Annotated in this window: 21 protein-coding genes; 15 read left to right on the plus strand and 6 right to left on the minus strand. The window is 41.6% G+C overall.

What is annotated here, in order from left to right; translation table 11 throughout:
- Positions 1–164: 164 nt before the first annotated feature.
- From B5F71_RS14510 to B5F71_RS14535, 6 genes are all read left to right on the plus strand, one after another.
- Positions 165–773, plus strand: a complete 609-nt coding sequence (locus tag B5F71_RS14510) for a JAB domain-containing protein (protein ID WP_087211625.1) — start codon at positions 165–167, stop codon at positions 771–773.
- 84 nt (positions 774–857) lie between these two features.
- Complete coding sequence (locus B5F71_RS14515; RefSeq protein ID WP_087211629.1) at positions 858–1124, plus strand: hypothetical protein; 267 nt, start codon at positions 858–860, stop codon at positions 1122–1124.
- A 7-nt stretch (positions 1125–1131) separates the two neighbouring features.
- Positions 1132–1374, plus strand: a complete 243-nt coding sequence (locus B5F71_RS14520; protein ID WP_087211632.1) for a hypothetical protein — start codon at positions 1132–1134, stop codon at positions 1372–1374.
- 51 nt (positions 1375–1425) lie between these two features.
- Positions 1426–2052 (plus strand): hypothetical protein, encoded by a 627-nt coding sequence (locus tag B5F71_RS14525; RefSeq protein ID WP_087211635.1) that lies wholly within the window; start codon positions 1426–1428, stop codon positions 2050–2052.
- An 81-nt stretch (positions 2053–2133) separates the two neighbouring features.
- Positions 2134–2451, plus strand: a complete 318-nt coding sequence (locus B5F71_RS14530; protein ID WP_087211638.1) for a hypothetical protein — start codon at positions 2134–2136, stop codon at positions 2449–2451.
- A gap of 109 nt (positions 2452–2560) precedes the next feature.
- A complete protein-coding gene (locus tag B5F71_RS14535; RefSeq protein ID WP_241148616.1) occupies positions 2561–2911 on the plus strand; it encodes a hypothetical protein in 351 nt (116 codons plus the stop codon).
- A 97-nt stretch (positions 2912–3008) separates the two neighbouring features.
- Here the strand turns inward: B5F71_RS14535 and B5F71_RS14540 are convergent, their stop codons facing one another.
- Positions 3009–4019, minus strand: a complete 1011-nt coding sequence (locus tag B5F71_RS14540; RefSeq protein WP_087211642.1) for a nucleotidyl transferase AbiEii/AbiGii toxin family protein — start codon at positions 4017–4019, stop codon at positions 3009–3011.
- The gene (locus tag B5F71_RS14545; RefSeq protein WP_087211645.1) at positions 4012–4614 is read right to left on the minus strand and encodes a DUF6088 family protein; all 603 of its coding nucleotides are present in this window, start codon (positions 4612–4614) and stop codon (positions 4012–4014) included. The genes B5F71_RS14540 and B5F71_RS14545 overlap by 8 nt, the downstream gene beginning before the upstream one ends.
- Positions 4615–4869: 255 nt before the next feature.
- Between B5F71_RS14545 and B5F71_RS14550 the strand changes: the two genes are divergently transcribed.
- The 4 genes from B5F71_RS14550 to B5F71_RS14565 all read left to right on the plus strand — a co-directional run bounded on the left by B5F71_RS14550 (position 4870) and on the right by B5F71_RS14565 (position 9484).
- A complete protein-coding gene (locus tag B5F71_RS14550) occupies positions 4870–5454 on the plus strand; it encodes a recombinase family protein (RefSeq protein ID WP_087211647.1) in 585 nt (194 codons plus the stop codon).
- Positions 5455–5519: 65 nt separating this feature from the next.
- Positions 5520–5873, plus strand: coding sequence for a hypothetical protein (locus tag B5F71_RS14555; RefSeq protein WP_241148617.1), 354 nt, complete (start codon positions 5520–5522; stop codon positions 5871–5873).
- Between the two features lie 24 nt (positions 5874–5897).
- Complete coding sequence (gene rhuM / locus B5F71_RS14560) at positions 5898–6734, plus strand: RhuM family protein (RefSeq protein WP_087211650.1); 837 nt, start codon at positions 5898–5900, stop codon at positions 6732–6734.
- An 11-nt stretch (positions 6735–6745) separates the two neighbouring features.
- Positions 6746–9484 (plus strand): 3'-5' exonuclease, encoded by a 2739-nt coding sequence (locus B5F71_RS14565; RefSeq protein ID WP_087211654.1) that lies wholly within the window; start codon positions 6746–6748, stop codon positions 9482–9484.
- Positions 9485–9562: 78 nt separating this feature from the next.
- Here B5F71_RS14565 and B5F71_RS14570 read toward each other — a convergent pair whose 3' ends face one another.
- Positions 9563–9868: a helix-turn-helix transcriptional regulator gene (locus B5F71_RS14570; protein WP_087211657.1), complete on the minus strand. Its 306-nt coding sequence runs from the start codon at positions 9866–9868 to the stop codon at positions 9563–9565.
- 532 nt (positions 9869–10400) lie between these two features.
- Here B5F71_RS14570 and B5F71_RS14575 point away from each other — a divergent pair.
- From B5F71_RS14575 to B5F71_RS14595, 5 genes are all read left to right on the plus strand, one after another.
- Entirely contained in the window at positions 10401–10727 is a 327-nt protein-coding gene (locus tag B5F71_RS14575) for a molybdenum ABC transporter ATP-binding protein (protein WP_087211660.1), read from the plus strand.
- 12 nt (positions 10728–10739) lie between these two features.
- Positions 10740–10976, plus strand: a complete 237-nt coding sequence (locus B5F71_RS14580; RefSeq protein WP_087211663.1) for a hypothetical protein — start codon at positions 10740–10742, stop codon at positions 10974–10976.
- 139 nt (positions 10977–11115) lie between these two features.
- Entirely contained in the window at positions 11116–12975 is a 1860-nt protein-coding gene (locus B5F71_RS14585) for a hypothetical protein (protein WP_241148618.1), read from the plus strand.
- 179 nt (positions 12976–13154) lie between these two features.
- On the plus strand, positions 13155–15485 hold the full coding sequence (locus tag B5F71_RS14590; RefSeq protein ID WP_087211666.1) for a TonB-dependent receptor: 2331 nt from the start codon (positions 13155–13157) through the stop codon (positions 15483–15485).
- A 53-nt stretch (positions 15486–15538) separates the two neighbouring features.
- Positions 15539–16750 carry a hypothetical protein gene (locus B5F71_RS14595; RefSeq protein WP_087211669.1) on the plus strand — a complete coding sequence of 404 codons (1212 nt, stop codon included), beginning with the start codon at positions 15539–15541 and terminating at the stop codon, positions 16748–16750.
- A gap of 147 nt (positions 16751–16897) precedes the next feature.
- On the opposite strand, the gene B5F71_RS14600 is transcribed toward B5F71_RS14595, so the two are convergent.
- The 3 genes from B5F71_RS14600 to B5F71_RS20375 form a co-directional block, all read right to left on the minus strand.
- Entirely contained in the window at positions 16898–17374 is a 477-nt protein-coding gene (locus B5F71_RS14600; protein WP_087211672.1) for a hypothetical protein, read from the minus strand.
- A gap of 263 nt (positions 17375–17637) precedes the next feature.
- Positions 17638–18162: a hypothetical protein gene (locus tag B5F71_RS14605; RefSeq protein ID WP_158098108.1), complete on the minus strand. Its 525-nt coding sequence runs from the start codon at positions 18160–18162 to the stop codon at positions 17638–17640.
- A gap of 464 nt (positions 18163–18626) precedes the next feature.
- The gene (locus B5F71_RS20375) at positions 18627–18776 is read right to left on the minus strand and encodes a hypothetical protein (RefSeq protein ID WP_158098109.1); all 150 of its coding nucleotides are present in this window, start codon (positions 18774–18776) and stop codon (positions 18627–18629) included.
- Positions 18777–18851: the final 75 nt, after the last annotated feature.

An 18851-nucleotide genomic window follows, 5' to 3' on the forward strand; every position in this document is an offset into this window, starting at 1 on the left:
AAAAGACAATGCCGTAAAAAAAAGGCTCAAACTCAGATGGGGAATGATTCTCAATCTAAAAAAAAGTCAGCGGACAAAAGACCAAACCAAGACAAAGGTTTTAAAAAAAGGTCTAAATCTAGCTGAAGAATAATTCAAGGTTTAACACTCTAAAGCATACGGATATGAGAAAAGGATTTGAAGTGAACGGCGACTACAGACTGATGGACAGTTCAGAACTTGTGTACATTCTTACAAACAGTGCAGTTATGGTAAACAAGGTACAGGAAAAGGAAGTGGTATATGGTGAAGAATGCAGCTTTGAGGATGTCCTGGCGAAGATGACACCAGGCAAGCGCAATCTCGTTATGGCAGGAGTGGAGCTTTACAAACGCTGCAACTCAAATAAGAACCAAAGACCGGTTATCAGACAGAGTACAGATATTTTCGACTATATGCACCCCGTTATGGGAGATAACAAGACCGAAGAGTGTTGGGTTATCTTCATGAACTCGTCTGCAAGAGTTATCAAGAGAATACGCATTTCTTCCGGTGGACTGAATACATGCCTGATTGATATAAGGGTACTGCTTAAAGAGGCTATTCTTTGTGAGGCAACCTCATTTATCCTTTCACACAATCATCCGAGCGGAAACATAAAACCGAGTACAGAAGATGATAAGCTGACACAATCGGCAGCAACGGCAGCAAAGACACTCAATATCCGAATGCTTGACCATGTTATCATCTGCAATGATTCTTATTACAGTTATGCAGATGAAGGCAGAATTTAAGTGAAACGAGTAGCACAACCTTTCAAAAAAGGTTGTGACTACTTTTTCAAGAAAAAGTAGCAAAACAATTAATTGACATACATTATGAAATGGATTGAAATGATGGTTAAGAAATTGACTGCAAGGTACATGAACTTAAACAAGCAGTTTAAAGTACAACGGCATACCATTGTGTGCCAGAGCGGTATGGAGGACTATGTTAGTGTAACGATAGACTGTACTGAATCTTTCAGCTTTGACTTTTGGACAAAGGAACTTACCTGTGAATATGGCAGCAGATACTTTGATGATGTATCAGAAGCATTCAGAAAAGTGTACGGAAATATTACCATTATTAATAACTCTAAATGACTGTATTATGGAAAAGAACTATGAAACTTTACGCATTAAATTCAACAAGCCTCTTGCTGAAATAGATAAGGAATTCGAAGAAGAAAAGGAAATGTTCGGTGTCGAGAGCTTAAAGGAGTTCATAGACGGATATGAATCTTCAAGATTCACTCAGATAAGCGAAACGGAAGCTATTATCACTTCTGAATACAACATGAACCATATTGTTGACTGGATAGAGAGGTTTGCCGAAGATATGGTTTACTCTTAATTTGATTATGTCACAGAATCAAAATACTATTAATTTTCAAAATTTACCGATATGAACACAACAACGATACATCCGGCAGAAGTATATCTCCGTAACCCCAACAACCCATCTTCACTGTACGTAAAAATCAACGGTAAGCGCAGAAGGCTTTTTATCAATCGTCAGGAAGGGGTGATAGGTATAATCGCCGAGAGGAAGAAAAGGAGAGGGTACAAGTTCTATGAATGGGCATCCATTCAGGATGTCTATTATCCGACCGGTAAGGATGAAAAGGAAACCGTCAGAAAAGAGGTCTTGAAATATAAGAAGCTGGCGAGGCTGGCTTCACATACCAACGCCTGGCTAAGACAGATTGCAGATGCAGATCCGGAGAAGTCTCTGTATGAAAACCATATCACAACAGGAACAACAATCGATGGTAAATGTATCAGATTGAGCACCATCGAGAAGTATTGCGGCTACATGGTGATGGAGTGTTTCAGGGAAGCCTTCAAAAAGAAGGAGAAGTATTCAAGCTACAGGTTTGACTTTTGCGGATATGACGGCACACTCTGGTGCGAACCCCGTGAGGACGGTGACATGGCAGCAGGCTTTATGAAGGAATACCGAAATACCGGGAACGGCTATTATTATCTGCTTATCAATGACAATACCATGATAGGCTATGACATTGACTGACTCATTTTCCCTATCCTTTGTATCAAGGTATAAAGGATAGGGTATAATAAACAATTATACAACACTTTAATTTGTTATCTTATGAAACCGGAAATAATTATTCAGCAAGGCTTGAAAAGTGCCAATATATTGCTTAAGAATGCACAGCAGAGAGCTGCAGAACTTGATCACCTGAAGGGAGAGCTTGTAATAATCACAGATGCAAACGGCAAGACCTTTAAAGGCTTTTTCAGGAAAGTAGAGTTTATCATCTTGGACAACAGGATTGCCGCCAGATATACAGTCTGTCATATTCTTGAATGTAACGGCTTTATAATGCCATCAGAACATACAGACGAAGTATATGATGCTGTGGATATACGCAAGACATCCTACAAGAACTACAGATATAAAGTTTAACCCTATAAATCACATTGACATGTAAACAAAACTTTCACCTTATACAATAGCTTCAAACTGTACTGACCTTACTGATATCCGTGACGGTATCAATGAAATTCATGAGGAAATGAAAAGACTTGTTTCCGAAGGAAAGAATGTTCCGTCATTCTTCTACTCCAGGTTGTCGAAGCTCCAGGCAAAGAGGAAAAAATTTGAACAGAAAAACCAGATTCACATGAATGTGACCATCCGTTTTTTCATAGACGAGGAAACTCTTACAATGGCTGTACGCCATTGCCTGCACTTTCAGATAGAGCCTTCTTTCCCGAATGTAAAGAAAGCCATCAGGAATGCAGTCCTGAACAACGGCAGATCCATCTTAGATTTCCCTGAGTACTGGGGTGATGACCTTATGGATGTAAATCAGGTTGAAGTTGATAAGGCTTTGCAATTGCTTAAGCCTTCTTTTGGTTTATAAAAATATACTTCATGGGAGTGAGGTTATATATTCCCATCTCCCTTGAAGTTACTCGCTTATCTAATTCTTAATCTATTAGCTTTTTATATGCTTCGGTTTATTGTATTTTTCTAAATTTTTCTTCGAGTGTTTTCATCATATCAATAAGTTCGTCAAATGTCGGCTTATCTCCGAATATCATATCGTCCTTCATGTCAGTATAGTCCTTTTCCCACGCGGATATTATATCTTCTCGTGGTATGAGGACTATTCTTTTTCTTATATCCGGTGTGTAGTCCATACCACTTACAGAAGTGTATATTTCCCTATGTCGCCTGATTGACTCCCATAAATCATCATTTTTTATAGCTTTGTCATCTATGCCATGCTTCATCATTTCTGACAAATCGTACAGATGTCTTGATTTTCTGTCTGCTTTCCTTCCATGTCCTTCCACAGAGAACATTTCATGTATTAGAAAAGCTTTCTCCAAAAAAGTCTTTTCTGCATTGGCAGTTGTAATATCAGAATCTGCCAGTGTCGTTTGAATATTCGGGTAGTTGTTTTCTACCATACTCTTTACTTTGGTAACAGTGCATGGTTCCATTAGTGAACGGGCACTGATTTCAAGCATGACAACCGGTTTAAGATAATCTAATTCTGAAGGATATACACTGTCATATTTAATCCATACTTTTCTTGGCTCAGGATAAGTACCGTCACCCTCTCCATCAGGTTCAACTTCCACAGAACATAACTCTGCCAGACCATGATCCTCTATTGCTTGCTGTAGCTCAGGATAGAACGTATCTCTTACATAAACAGATGACGCTTTTCTGAGCTTCTTTATTTTCTTCTTTGTTATATCTCCGGTTATTCCAAAGACAACAGGATTAATGGCAAGGTCAATGTCTTCTGAAAACCGTTTTATCAGGTTCCAAACTTTTGATATTGAAGTTCCGCCCTTGAATATTAAATGTTCAGCACAAGACATGGTAAAAACTATTTGCAATATCGTTGTTACCCATATATCTTTCTCTATGGCCTGTCCAGGCAATCCTATCTTGTTTTCTGCTGCCTGTAATACCTTTTGTTGCTGCTCTTTTGTTAGACTAAAATAATTATTCATAAGCTTCTGTTACTATATTCCTTATCCATTCCGGCATTAAACTTAAGTCTTTCATAACTTCACTCTTTGGCTCATTTTTCAGTAATTCCCGGATTTTTTTTATGACGGTCTGTTCCATATTTATTTTGCCAAGTGATTTAAGGGCAAATGTTATCAGCATAGCTAATTTACTGCTGAAAGACAGATTCTTAGGTGTCGTTCTTTTGAAAGTGATCTTTCTTCCATTGTATAATTCCAGATGTCTTGCTGATCCATCAGTCATATATACACAATTCAATGGAATCTGTGTAGATAAACCAAGAACATGCTGTGCGTAAGAACCAGTCGGAACAATCCTTGCGTGGTCTCTTTTTGCCAGACTTCTGGCTATTTCATCTGAGGAAGGCATAATAATACCAAGACCAAGTTCTTCGTCAATTTGAGGGTAGCAATAGATTCCTTGGGCTACCCTGACAATCTTTTCGTCTTTACATAACCTCGTCAATGACTGTCTTATTGAGTCGGATGTACCCAAATCCAAAAAATCATCAGGGTAAAAAATACTTCCCCTTCCAAATGATTTTATTCTATCTTCTATTTGCGTTATAATACTCATACATTGAATTTGTCACAAATTTATGATTTATTTGTGACAAAACAAAATTTTAGCGGATATTGTCACAAATTTATGATTTATTTGTGACAAACACATTCATCTCCTCTTGCTAAATTATCTTTTGAATGACTAAATTAAACTATAGTTTATCATAGACAGTAATAATTTGCCCTATACCTTATATATATAGGGCATTTTTCTTGCTTTTTAAGTCTAAAACCAATAACTTTGAAAAATCAAGTATAATTTAGACTTATGGGAGAAAAAATAGGATATGCCAGAGTAAGTACAAGGGAGCAAAACCTCTCTTCTCAGGAAGATGCACTGAACAATGCTGGGTGCATCCGTATCTTCACAGACAAAATCTCCGGAAAGGAGTTCAAGCGTGAAGGTCTGACTGCTTGCTTGGATTACCTTCGTACCGATGACACACTTGTCATTTACCGACTTGACCGATTAGGCAGATCCGTAAAGGAAATGCTCGACCTTTGTGCCAAGCTGGAGCAACGGCGAATCAAACTTGTTTCCCTTCAGGACAATCTTGATACTTCTACCGCTGTCGGCAGGTTCACCATGCAGATACTCGCATCACTGGCCGAGTATAACCGCAATCTTATTCTTGAAGGGTGTAAAGCCGGAATCGATGCAGCCAAGAAGAGGGGTGTAAAGTTCGGAAGACAGGAAGGGACTAAGATGAAAAAACCGAAGAAGGAAGCTGTCATCCAACTCTACAAGGCTGGTACAGCCGTACAGCAGATAATGGAGATAACCGGCATCAAGGCAAAACAGACAATTTATAACTATCTGTCCGAAGAGGATATTCAACCAAACAGAAAGTAATTTGATTATGTAACGTAATCAAACATTATTAAAACAATAAATTCAAATATATTAGCATTACCAATATGACAAAGCAAGATTTTATAAAGAAATTCCCCGATATAAAGGTACAGCAGTTTGAAACTGAAACTATACTCAGTAAACAGGAAATCATGGATATCGTAGAGCAGGCTACACAGTCTATGAATATGGGCCTTGTCTATTATGAACATTGTGGTTGCGATATAACTGTTTTTACCTCTGATAAAATGAAGGCTGAACTTGCCAAGATGGTACCAGGCTACAAGGTTACAGATCCGAATACAGGAGAAGTCGGTACTGTCGTTTCTGATAAATATATAGTTTGCGGTAATTACTGTGTAAGGGTTCAGTTCCCTTCTGGTACAGATGTTTATGATTGTGATTTCTTTGTTGAATAATATTCTGTATAAATTCTAAACAAAATGGAACAAGGAGAAATAATACTTTACCAACCGGATGAAACAGTTAAACTGGACGTACGTATAGAAGATGAAACTGTATGGCTTACACAGGCACAGATAGTAGAACTATTTCAATCAAGTAAAGCTAATATCAGTGAACACATTAAAAATATATACGAGCAAGAAGAACTGGAAGAAAGTTCAACTGTTCGGGATTTCCGAACAGTTCGGCAAGAGGGTAAGCGTCAGGTTGTTCGTAACCTTACATATTATAATTTGGATGCAATCATATCCATTGGCTTTCGTGTCAATAGCAAACGAGGTATTCAATTTCGTCAATGGGCGAACAGCATACTGAAGGAATATCTGTTAAAAGGATATTCCATAAATCAACGTCTTTCTGAGCTGGAGAAAACTGTCGCCTTACATTCGGAAAAGATAGACTTCTTTGTCCGTACCTCACTGCCACCGGTGGAAGGTATCTTCTTTGACGGACAGATATTCGATGCCTACAAGTTTGCAACGGATCTTATCAAAACCGCCAGAAAATCCCTTCTTTTGATAGACAACTATGTCGATGAATCTGTATTGCTTATGCTGAGCAAACGCAATCCGGGTGTGTCGGCCACTATCTATACACAGAAGATTACGGCACAGCTTCAGCTTGACCTTGACAAGCATAATGATCAGTACCCACCCATCAATATCAGAACCTACCGGAATAGTCATGACCGTTTCCTGATAGTTGACGATAAAGAGGTTTACCATATAGGAGCTTCTTTGAAGGATCTTGGCAAGAAATTGTTCGCTTTCTCGAAGTTGGAGATAGATCCCGGTCTTATAACTGACAAACTGTAAGAAAATATATAATGAAACCCACCGACACACCCCATACCCAAGATGGTAGCATCCCTACTCCAGGTAACTACCCTCTCTACGAATACCCGGCATATACCTTCGACAAAAAGTATGAGAATGACGAGTTCCAGAAGAAAGTGATTACCCTTGACAGCGGTTATCATCTGGTTCTGGCTCCTCCGGGATGCGGCAAGACGGATATCCTTGCCGAAAGGGTGGTTCGTGCCCTCTCGTGTGGTGTGTCACTGGATGACATGCTCTGCCTGACTTTCACTAACAGGGCGGCCAGAGGTATGCGCTCCAGAATACTCGAAAGGCTTCAGTCTTCAGGAGAAATGAGCCTGTTTGTCGGAAACGTACACCGCTTCTGTTCGCACTACCTCTTTGACAACAACGTGGTGGCACGTGATACCACCGTCATTGACGAGCAGGAATCTTTGTCCATTATGGCTTCCATTTTTGGCTGGAAAGAAGGTTCCTATGCCGGCAGTGGCTACAATCGTGTTCTTACCAATGCCATCAAGTTGCAGCACCTTGGATATATGATTGCCAGCGGATGCCCTAAAGAGTTCCTGATGCACACCGACCTGTTCCGCACGTTTGATTATAAGACGCTGTTCAAGCTGGTGTCCCTAGATTACACGATGGAGAACTTTGCCGGACTCTATACTGGTACTGTTTTTCCGAAAGTAGATACCAATGGTCAGCCGTCAAAGTATTTGGATGACTGCCTCCAGCAGTTCAAGTTTGCAAGAAAATACCAACAGTACAAGGAAGAAAGAAACCTGGTTGATTTCGATGACCTGCTTATCCTGACTTATATCCACGCTTCACAGCATCAGGACAGGCTGAAGAAATATTCCTGGATTCAGATTGACGAGGTTCAGGACCTCTCCCCTTTCCAGTTCGGAATCATCGACCTGTTTACTGACCATTCTAAGGAAAACGTAACGCTTTATCTCGGTGACGAGCAGCAGGCAATCTTCTCATTCATAGGCGCAAAGCTCGCAACGCTTGAATGGTTGCGTGAACGCTGTGGAGAGAATATGCACCGCCTCTATTTCAACTACCGTTCCCCGAAATATCTCTTGGATGTCTTCAATACATACGCCAACATGGAGCTTGATGTTGACCCTCATTTCCTGCCCAAGACGAACAATCTTACTGAAGCCGGACAGGATTCTCTCTGCATCATGGCCGCTCCTGAAAAGGACGATGAAGTGAAGCTGGTGGCTGAAAGTGTTGGTAATTTTTGTACCTCTCATCCTGATGAAAGGGTGGCTGTTCTTGTGCCCTGGAACAAGGATGCCGACCAGATTTCGCGTGAACTCTCAAACCGCAATATCCCCCACTTCAAGGTTTCCGGAACAGACCTTTTCACTACCCGTCAGGCGCAGCTGCTTTTCGCCCATCTGCAGGTGGTGTACATGGATTCCAACATAATGGCTTGGTCAAAGATCCTGACCGGGACAGGTATCTTCAATGAAGAATCCGAGGCTCGCCGCTTCGTGAAGTATCTCCGTGACAACTACCTGCTGCCGTCTGATTTTCTCAACTACACACGTAGCTCATACATGCTGGAGCTTTACAGATGCTGCCAGGGCGAATACGTAATCTTTGATACGGAAACCACGGGCTTGAATGTCTTTGATGACGATATCGTGCAGATTGCGGCCATCAAGGTGAATGCCGGGAAGATTACCGACCGCTTCAACATCATCCTTCACACAGACAAACCGATACCGGCCATGCTCGGAGGCATCATTAACCCTCTTCTTAAGGAATATGAGCGTGCGGAAAAGGTTGACCGTAAGATCGGTCTGTGTGCGTTTATGGACTTCGTGGGTGACTGTACCCTTATCGGTCAGAACGTGGAATATGACTGTTATATTCTTGACTACAATCTCCGTAGGGATTGCGGTGATTTCTCTTTCTTTACCGTTCATCCTCTTTATTTCGATACCCTCAGGGTGGCACGTATCATAGCTCCACGCCTGAAGTCCTACAAGCTCAAATCCCTGCTGGAGGTCTTTGGCCTCGAAGGAGAGAACTCCCATCTGGCTGATGATGATGTTATCGCTACCTTGTCAGTGCTTGACCACTTCCTGGGTATCTTTGCTGCCAACATGCAGCAGCATACCGACTGCCTTCAGAACAACTCTGCCGTGGCCGAGCTGTTCCGCAGAGCCTATGCCGACATCTATCATGGTACACTCAGCCGTCTCTACCAGAGGTCGTTTGAAACTCCTCTGCTTGTTGACGAGCTGGAGCAACTGTACGGCACATTCATACAGAAGGAGTGGATAACAGCGAACCCGAAGATGCAGTACATCTTCAGCTTCCTCCGTAACGATGTAATCTCCCCGGAGAAGATTCCGAGCCTGAAGGAGCAACTTTCAGCCCACCTTCTCGATATAACGACCTATCGAGAGGCTGACCTGTGTGACAGCTCATGTATAACAGAAAAGGTGTTCGTCTCTACAGTCCACAAGGCAAAAGGCCTGGAGTTTGAGAACGTGATCATCTTCGAGGCAACCGATGGTGTCTATCCATTCTTTGACAAAAAGACTCCGGAAGAAATCAGAGAATCCGCAAGACTTTTCTATGTCGCCATGACCAGGGCAAAAAAGCGCCTGCTAATCACATACGCAGAATCCGTTTCCGGAATCTCCAAATGGGGAAATCCTTACTCAATCGAAAAGGAACCCACACCATTCCTCCGCCACATAAAGAAATACTTTCATTTTTGATTCTGTAACACAATCAAAAACAATAAGGGAAGAACAGACTTTATCCATGTTGTTCTTCCCTTATTTTATTGCTGTCATTTATGCCGGCTCCATAATTCTTAAGAGTTTGATGGATAGTCTGTTCTCTATCTCAGCAATACTTTTAAATGAGAAATTTACCTTGCCGGACAATATCTTGCTTACATATTGTGGCGTAACACCGAGACGTTCTGCCAGCCCGTTACGGTTGATTCCATTTGTCTCCATGTAATCAATTAGTGACAAGGCAACGTCACGAGACCATTTAAGCCATTCACGGTTTTCACGTCTCCATTCCGCGTTTTCCTGGTATCTTGAAGGCGTCTTGCTTTCATGCTGCTTTAAAAAATCAATCGTCCCGTTCATTTTTATTCCTCCATATTTAAGTCAATGAAACTGTCTTTATCAAATACACCACAAGTCATATTCGATAACAAATATAGCCATTTTATTCTAAATCTATAAGTTTAGTATGCTGTCTTTCAATAATTCATATCTACTAAAGAGATAAGTTATATTATTGTCTTTTGCTTTATCATCAGAAAATAAATTACTATTCAGGTAAATTCTCTGCCTTCACTTCATTATCCTCCACCATCCGGCCCCGTCCGCATCAGTTGGCCATTCCGTTCTGCGGTGCAAAGGTATATCGGGCTGTTCCGCTTCATCAAGGTCAGGTCTGTCGGTTTGAGTGAAAATCTTCCCTGCCGGAGGCGAGGTATTTTCTCTCAAAACCTTGCTTCTGCTATGCCCTTCAAACCAGGCACCGAAACGAAACGACCGATGCGACCGGAAGACGCATAAAAAAATGTCGGAAATGATACGGCAGATGGTTGAAACTTCAACTCCCTCGCTTTCAGATCCGCATAAATTCATTAACTCATAAATTCAAACGACTATGGCAGCAATAGCAACAAAATTCGCATTGTGGAAAGTGCCCGCACTTGACACTCTTAAGGACGCAAAAGCCTACATCCTTCGTCAGAAAGTGAACAATAAGGAAAAACTCAGCCGTGAGGAAAAGAACTGGATTTCATACCAGGTGAACCATAACACCTACTTCAAGAGCGGAATCCCGGTGAGAGGCTGGAGATTTGATTTCTCTGACATCCTGAAGACATTTCTCGTCAATCAGTACGGCTGTTGGTACGAATACAAGTCAATCGACAAGACGGCACTGAGAAACTTCCTTCACGGCAGAATAAACAAGATAGTTCAAATCTAAAATCCATATACCATGAAACAGAGCATTGAAAAAATCCCGACATGGGCTTTCGGTTATATCTTCAACGGCGACATGACCGGTCTGACAGATGAAGAAGTCAGGATGATTGATGAAACGCTGAAAAGTATCGGTGCGGAACTTGTCTGTACTCCTCCTGATGAAGAAGCGCAACCCTATTTCACACGATACCCTCTTTTCGGTCTGCCCACCGAAGTCGAGGATTGTGTGGTAATCATAAAAGGCTCCTGACCGGAGCCTTCTGCTTCTGTATTTCCGTTCCCTTGAATAGAAACGGAAATTCCTGTTCTTCCGGGAAATACTGCATCTATTCCTTTAATACTGTTTACGTATTTCGCTTTTTTTCTAATTTTGCCGCAAAATTCGTAAAATGAGAAAGATAACCCACTATATTCTGTACATTCTGATTGCTTGTACAGCCCTTTTGAATATCCAATGCAGCGGAAACGGCAAGGAGAAAACTCCGCTTCCGGAACTGGTTCATGCAGAATCCGTGATGTTTGATCACCCGGACAGTGCGCTTCATATTCTGGAGGATATGCCGATGCCTTCAGCACGCTGGGATAAGGAGAACCATGCGCTTTGGTGTCTGCTGGTGACGCAGGCGCAGTACAAACAGGTGATGAAAATCCCTTCTGATTCCCTTGTGAGGATAGCATACGATTATTACAAGCCAACAAACAATGCCCGCAGGAAGGCGATGTCGGCACTTTATATGGGAAACATAAATTACGAACTTGGCAATATAGAGGACGCCATGCAGTATTATCTGGAAGGCAAAACTGAAGTAGAGAAAACAGATGATTATAAGACAGGATATCTGATTATGTCCTCTTTAGGTAATCTTTATCTTTTTCGTCGATTAGTAGATTATGCACTTGATGCTTGTACCGCAGCATACGATTATGCTGTTAAGGATTCGAATAAGCGTTATCAAATGACTGCTTTAAGATTTTTAGCCAGGTGTTATTGTCTTACAAATGAATTTCCAAAGGCAATAGATACATATAACAAATGTTCTTCAATATCTTTGGAGTTAGGACAGAAAGATGGATATTATTATGAGACTCAAAATGAGATTGCTTTAGTGTATTCCAATAGCGGAAACTTGGAAAAGTCTTTGGTTTTGTCAAAATCATTACCGGTTGATTATCAGTCAACAGTTCTTATAGGTAAGAATTACTATTATTTGAATGAACATGACTCTGCTTACATCTATCTTCAAAAATCATTAAAAACCAATAGTGTTTATACGAAAGCATTAATATATGAGTTATTATATAAAATAAGTGATAGTCCCAAATACCGTAAATACCTGAAGACCTATTGCGATTCACTTCTTTTTTACAACGATTCTATCATAGCCCTTGACAAAGGTAAGGAAATCATCGCCTATAAAGAGAAGTACGACCATCAGAAACTCATCACCGAGCAGCAGCGTCTGAAACTGGAGAAAGCGGATGCACAGCGTATGATGTTCATCATCACGATATGCCTGATAGTGGCTATAGCTGTCGTAGCTTACCTCTATCAGAAACGGCTTGTGAGAAAGGAAACTACCATCCGCAAACAGTCGGAACAGCTACAGTACTACATGCTTCAACTGCACGAATACGAGACACGGCTCATGCAGAACAACCGCTACATGGAGGAACTGAAGGAACAGCTCTCCGGTCAGGAAATGAACTCTGAAGAACTGCATGAATACCGTGAACAGATAGACAGCCTTCAGGTTGAGAACAGCAGGCTGTCTGAAAAGATAAACTCTCTTCAACATCATATTAACGACTATTCTTCCAAACTGGATAAGGCCAGACGGGAGGCAGATAAGTTCCGCAACTTATCGGAAGAAAATCTCTACCTGAAGCAGAGGGAACGTGTGCTTACCGACTATGTGGTGGACAACGACAGACTGGTGAAGGAACTGAGAGAAAAATGCCGTGTCCTGGAGACCGGTGAATGGGAGACTCTGGAACAAATGTGCGAAAGTACATACAGCAATTTCGTGAGCCGCCTTCTGGGTATATGCCCAACTCTTACGAAGCAGGAGCTACACCTCTGTATGCTGATAAAACTACGTTTCAACAATGCACAGATGTCGGAGATCTTCGGTGTGAATACGACTTCCGTATCTCAGAAAAAGTTCCGCCTGAAGAAGCATCTGAGCGATACTCTGCAAGACGGTCTTCCGGATGAAATGACACTCGACAGATGGGTGGCAGAGTTCTGAAAAATGAAAATGTAGATTTTGGGTTTGGTGTAAAATATATGATAAATTATTGTATATTAGTGTGATACATGGATTTTCATTCAGATTAAAATGTAGATATACTTTTTATACACTTTAAATTTGTATATACTAACTTTGTGGTCGGAATAGATAATCGTAAACAATAAGAGTAATATACAATGAAATTTATTAAAGTATTTTTGTTTGTGCTGACAGGAATCATACTACCTGTAAGTTTATCCGCACAGACAGTTAGCGGAAAATTGATTGACGAGAACAGCCAGCCGTTGCCATACGCCAATGTGGTGCTGTTGTCATTGCCGGATTCAGCGTTTGTAAATGGAACCATTAGCGGTGAGGATGGTTCTTTCACACTGGATGCAACATCGCAAAACCAGATAGTGAAAATATCCTCCATAGGATATAAAACAGTTTGTAAGCCGGTATCTCCGGCAAATATTGGTATCGTGCAGCTCGTATCGGATGCACAACAATTGGGTGAGGTTGTGGTAAAAGCAGACTTACCTAAGACACGTGTAAAAGGGGATGCCATGGTAACTACCGTAGCAGGTAGTATCCTTGAAAATGCAGGAACAGGAAATGACCTGTTAAACAAGATACCCGGTGTATCAGCTAATGAAGGAGACATTAAAGTGTTTGGTGCCGGAACTCCTGAAATATATATCAACGGACGTAAAGTACGGGACAAATCCGAACTCGACCAGCTTGCTTCCGACAACATCAAGAGCGTGGAAGTTGTGAACAATCCCGGCTCGCGCTATGATGCGACGGTCAATGCGGTTATCCGCATTCAGACTAAAAAGCCACAGGGAGAAGGGTTCGGTTTCAACAACCGTTTTTATACAGGTTATGGTTACGGATGGAATGTGCTGGACCAGTACAACTTCAACTACCGAAAAGGAGGCTTTGACCTTTCAGGTATGCTGTATGGCAAGAAAGGATACACAGAAGACCGCAAGACCATCACACAGAAAACGCTGTTGGATAAGACATGGATACAGGATTCATATCTCTGCACACAATATGACATGAAAGATGTTGCGGCCATGCTGTCGCTGAACTATCAGTTTAACGAGAATCACTCTCTGGGTGCACGCTATGATTATGACCGCACTCCGGAACGTTATGAAACAGTAGATCCGATGAATACCCTGGTGTATCAGGATGATGCTCTTTATGAGGAGAGTCACACTTCGGGTTGGAGAAATACGCAGGAAACCAGACATACCCTCAATGCTTATTATAACGGGCGTATAGGAGACTGGACTATCGACTTCAACGCGGATGGTTTCTGGTCGGATACGAAGAATCCCCAGGAAATGCTGGAGCAGTTCACCCCGGCGGGAGGTTCCTTAGAGAAACAGACTGTCACCACCAAAAATCTGACAGACAATACCCTTTATGCTACCAAACTGATTTTTGGTCATCCACTATGGGGAGGAAACCTCTCTTTTGGCGGGGAATACACCTATACGAACCGGAATAATGCGTACATGAATGTGGAAGGAATTCTGGACGACAATAACAACAACATCAAGGAAAACTCTACTTCTGCTTTTCTGGAATATGCCCGCAGCTTCGGCAAGCTACAGGCACAGTTAGGTGTACGGTATGAGCATCTGTCTTCCGACTATTACGAGGATGGCAAATATATGGACGAGCAAAGCAGGACATACGACAATGTATTCCCGTCCGTATCCTTGAATCTTCCTATTGGTAAAGTACAGGCCCAATTGACCTATACCGGCAGTATCTACCGCCCTTCATACTGGATGCTGAGAAGTGACATCATGTACGGAAACCGATATACCTACGAAGGAGGTAATCCGCTGCTGAGACCGTCACTGATAAACCGTCTTACGCTGAATGTATCGTACAAGTGGATATACCTCAATTCACGATATATACACGGAGAAGATGCCATTACACAGTTGAGCAGGGCATATTCGGAAGACAATCCGACCGTTTCGTTACATTCCTTCTACAACATGTATAACAGTGACAAGTTATATACCACTCTGACATTGTCTCCAACAATCGGATTATGGTCCCCCCAGTTCAATTTCCTCCTGCTCCAGCAATGGTATAAAGTGGAAACATACAATGGAACAGAAAACTTCAATAATCCGATATTGAACTTTGCCTGGAGCAACAATTTCAAGCTGCCTCTTGGTATCAGTCTTGATGTAGATTTAGGTTTTGACACGCCGGGTGACAACGAAAATACAAAGGTCGAAGAATGGTGCTGGTTTGCGAACATCAGCCTTTACAAGAGTTTCCTTAAAGACCGCCTTTCGGTTCAGCTAAAAGCTAATGATCTTTTCAACTCATATCAGGCAAAATCAACCATTTACAGTGGTAACCGTCTGATGACAATCAAAATGGAAGCCCGCAGAAATATTGGCATAACTTTACGCTATAAGTTCAATGCAGCCAAGAGCAAGTACAAGGGAACAGGTGCCGGAGATAGCCAGAAGAGCCGTATGTAGATCTTGTCTAAAATCCAAGAATGATCTTGAATAAATAATTTTATATTTTATATATGAGGAAGTTATTGTTTTTTATTTTCAGTGCTTTTACAGCCATTGCATTAAAGGCACAGACACCCTCTATCGAGGCGTTGCGTACATGCGCAGCTGAAAAGGGAATGTCTCCCAAAGAATACATATTCAAACAGTTTGAGAAATCGGATATAGTAGTGCTGGGTGAGCGTGACCACCGTGATACGGTACAATACGACCTGATTCATGACATCCTGGCCGATCCTCGTTTTGTTGAGCAAGTGGGATACGTCTATACCGAAGTTGGCTCGTCCAACATGAACGATGATGTGAACCGCCTGCTGCAAGGCAGTTATCCAACGGAGGCGGCTTTCATGGACGGCCTGTATGCCTACTATAGAAAGTCGGAGACCTTCTATCCGATTTGGGAGAAATACAACCGCGTTAAATTCCTGAAAGGTATATATGAAATAAACCGTACCTCTCCAAGGAAAATCAGGCTCGGTCTGACCGATTGCGAGTTCTCATGGGACGAGATTCGTACTGTAGAGGACTACAAGGATTTCTGGAACTCACCTGGATTGAACGATCGCGACAGTTTAATGGCTACCCATATTTCGGAAATGTTTGCACGTCAGACACCCTTGAACGGTAAACGCAAGGCCTTGGTGATAACCAATCAGCCTCATGCCATCAACGATTCGTTTATTCTCAAAAAGAGTAATACTGTTTATGGAGCACAGGGTTGGTGGATGAAGAAAATCTTTGGAGAAGAACGAGTCAAAATCGTAGTATTGAATTGGTTTGATTACGACCTGTTTGACGGTAGTAATTTCCCGATGACCGGTGGTGGAAATTGGGATGCAGCTTTTGAACTGTTGGAATGCCGTCCGTTCGCTATTGATTTGAAAAACACACCTTACGGAGAAACTGCTTACAACGGTCACGTCGGAGGTACCACGACCAAATCAAAGAACAAATGTTGGCAGGATGTGGCCGATGGACTTATCTACTATGCACCCCTCTACGACCATGTAGCTGCATGGGGTATTGAAGGACTCGTAACCAAAGAATTTGAACCTGAAATCAAGCGCCGTCTGACCATATTCTTTCAGGCAAGACAACCCGGTGCAGAAATACCTCTGGAAGTTGCCATAGACGAATATAATGTTTTTCATGCTTATCCGGCTGCTATCAAAAGCAAAGAGGAAGTAAAAGAGTTGATAAAGAAGGTGTTGGAAAAGAAACCTTGACCTTACTTATTATTAACCCGATGGCTATCTATATAGGTGATAACCAGAAGAACCGTATGTAAGAACAACATCAATTTCATTTATAGATACTCTTTGAGCATATAGGGGTGATAGGTTTGTCACCTTTATATGCTTTTTCTTTGGGTGCTATTTTGATTTTGTCACAGAATCAAAATCTTTAATAGCTTTGTTTCCTTTTCGTTCCAATTTATTGTTGAACTCCGGAAATTCCTTCTCTCTGATGATATAGTTCAGAATTAAATCATATTCTATAAACTCCGGATCGTCCGTTTCTGTGTCGAACCAGTAAATCTTTATTTCTGAAACTCCTTCCTTTTCCATTACTTTCTTATAGAAGGTGTCTCTTGACACGTTTCCCTGTTTGCCACATATCCTTCTTCTTAGTCCGCCTTTTTGTCTGCATACGGGCATACCGTTTTCTATCTTACCTGAACATCCGATATATATTATACGCTTCTTGCCATTTTCCTTTATTGTGTAGATATACACTCCACACAGGTCTTCTGGTATAGCCTTGCATATTTCTCTCAGGTTGTCGCTCTTTCTGAATATCAGATATCCGTTCCTTTTATATCTTGATTTTAATAGGGTTATCTCTTTCATACTTCTTTCTTTTAATAATCTGCCTTTTCTGTTGGTTCAAAATACTTCATACATATCGATTTCTGATATGTTTTACTTTTCATTACTCCTCAAATAATTTTATTCGTTTTTCTTCAAGCTTTTTTTATGATGGCATGATAAAAATACAATTATTTGTTTGTTTCAGACCTTTAAGTTTTGTTCTTTATACTCTTTCATTCCTCACTATCCCTTCTCCTGTCTGTCTTCACCCCACTGGCTCTGAGAATCCTGAATACAGAGCTTTAGCTTCTGAAACCAATCTGCTTTTTTATCTCATCTGTCGGAATGCCCGCTTTGTACAGCTCCACGCATTTCTCATTGCGAAGCTGCCTGGCTTGGCTTCTGCTCCTTTCTCTTTTTTCCGAAAGTTTCCTTATCTTCCTGATTGCGTATGAATCTTCTGTCAGTGTCGATATGGCGTGCAGCAGATTTTCGGTGGAACTCTCATATTTCTCTCCGTAACTGTCTATCCTGTCCCTTAAGAATATAATTCTGAGATTTTTAATTCTACTGATATTGAGGAATAAGCAAAGCTGTCTTACTCCTTTAAAGGCATTTGCCATTGATAAGAAGATAACTTCATCCCTGTCGTTCAGATTGTCTATAAGTTTCTTCAGTTCTTTGGTTTTCCCCTCTACGTTGTACCGCTCCCTGTAGATGATGTCGCAGTTCTCTTTCTTTATCCTTTGTTCGTCTTCCTCGATGCGTTGTTCTGGTTGTTCAGTCACTATATATCCTATTCTTGCCATAATCCCTTTTTCTTTCAAATTTATACATTATGCATGAGAGACCTCGTTTCCTGATGTCATATTTCATAGGCTATAGGGTTAATTAACAGATAAAAATGGTACTTTCGGAAGAATTGCTTGAATGACAATGTGTTATGCTGTTTTTAAGTGAGTTTGATTTTTTGCTTGTATGATTCCTGAATTTCATACTTCATACTTTGCTCGGATTTTCTTCCTGATGATGAAGGATTCTGTCGTGATATTTTGTACTGTTTATTGGGCGTTTCAGTAAACTGCCGGGCTATCCGCGTCAAGTCCTCGCCTTGCTGTGGGCTTTATTCTCCTATCCCTAACGCGTTTTTCATACTCCCACCACCCTGCTAAGGTATGTCCGGTTGCCTTTGTTCTATGGTGACTATTTCATGGTCACCTCCGGATAGAGAGGCAGCGGCCATCCGTTCCGCTGCATGGCCAAAGACTTCGTTTCCGACCATGCACTCCACTCATTGCTCACCCATACACACCCAGCCGGCATCTTGGGGCACAACGGCTTTGCTGATGTGCTCCGTATGCTGTCCGGGTGTGAAACCATAAGGTAAGGCTGAGCCTTTCAGGTTGCTCTTGCGTACACGCAGTTCTCTTACTCCCACCACCCCATTAAGGTACCGTCTGTATTCTTGCCCTGTCTGGCACTTATCACTCTGCTCTCAGGCTCACAGACTGCTAAG

The organism is Bacteroides sp. An269, assembly GCF_002159755.1.
Classification (GTDB): Bacteria; Bacteroidota; Bacteroidia; order Bacteroidales; family Bacteroidaceae; genus Phocaeicola; species Phocaeicola intestinalis.

Excerpts from the sequence above, each read along its gene's own strand:
- B5F71_RS14600 (WP_087211672.1), bottom strand. The coding sequence starts at position 17,374 with ATGAAAGAGATAACCCTATTAAAATCAAGATATAAAAGGAACGGATAT.
- B5F71_RS14510 (WP_087211625.1), top strand. The coding sequence starts at position 165 with ATGAGAAAAGGATTTGAAGTGAACGGCGACTACAGACTGATGGACAGT.
- B5F71_RS14595 (WP_087211669.1), top strand. The coding sequence starts at position 15,539 with ATGAGGAAGTTATTGTTTTTTATTTTCAGTGCTTTTACAGCCATTGCA.
- B5F71_RS14590 (WP_087211666.1), top strand. The coding sequence starts at position 13,155 with ATGAAATTTATTAAAGTATTTTTGTTTGTGCTGACAGGAATCATACTA.
- B5F71_RS14570 (WP_087211657.1), bottom strand. The coding sequence starts at position 9,868 with ATGAACGGGACGATTGATTTTTTAAAGCAGCATGAAAGCAAGACGCCT.
- B5F71_RS14550 (WP_087211647.1), top strand. The coding sequence starts at position 4,870 with ATGGGAGAAAAAATAGGATATGCCAGAGTAAGTACAAGGGAGCAAAAC.
- B5F71_RS14525 (WP_087211635.1), top strand. The coding sequence starts at position 1,426 with ATGAACACAACAACGATACATCCGGCAGAAGTATATCTCCGTAACCCC.
- B5F71_RS14575 (WP_087211660.1), top strand. The coding sequence starts at position 10,401 with ATGGCAGCAATAGCAACAAAATTCGCATTGTGGAAAGTGCCCGCACTT.
- B5F71_RS14540 (WP_087211642.1), bottom strand. The coding sequence starts at position 4,019 with ATGAATAATTATTTTAGTCTAACAAAAGAGCAGCAACAAAAGGTATTA.
- B5F71_RS14530 (WP_087211638.1), top strand. The coding sequence starts at position 2,134 with ATGAAACCGGAAATAATTATTCAGCAAGGCTTGAAAAGTGCCAATATA.
- B5F71_RS14555 (WP_241148617.1), top strand. The coding sequence starts at position 5,520 with ATGACAAAGCAAGATTTTATAAAGAAATTCCCCGATATAAAGGTACAG.
- B5F71_RS14585 (WP_241148618.1), top strand. The coding sequence starts at position 11,116 with ATGAGAAAGATAACCCACTATATTCTGTACATTCTGATTGCTTGTACA.
- B5F71_RS14565 (WP_087211654.1), top strand. The coding sequence starts at position 6,746 with ATGAAACCCACCGACACACCCCATACCCAAGATGGTAGCATCCCTACT.
- rhuM (WP_087211650.1), top strand. The coding sequence starts at position 5,898 with ATGGAACAAGGAGAAATAATACTTTACCAACCGGATGAAACAGTTAAA.
- B5F71_RS14545 (WP_087211645.1), bottom strand. The coding sequence starts at position 4,614 with ATGAGTATTATAACGCAAATAGAAGATAGAATAAAATCATTTGGAAGG.
- B5F71_RS14520 (WP_087211632.1), top strand. The coding sequence starts at position 1,132 with ATGGAAAAGAACTATGAAACTTTACGCATTAAATTCAACAAGCCTCTT.
- B5F71_RS14515 (WP_087211629.1), top strand. The coding sequence starts at position 858 with ATGAAATGGATTGAAATGATGGTTAAGAAATTGACTGCAAGGTACATG.
- B5F71_RS14535 (WP_241148616.1), top strand. The coding sequence starts at position 2,561 with ATGAAAAGACTTGTTTCCGAAGGAAAGAATGTTCCGTCATTCTTCTAC.
- B5F71_RS14580 (WP_087211663.1), top strand. The coding sequence starts at position 10,740 with ATGAAACAGAGCATTGAAAAAATCCCGACATGGGCTTTCGGTTATATC.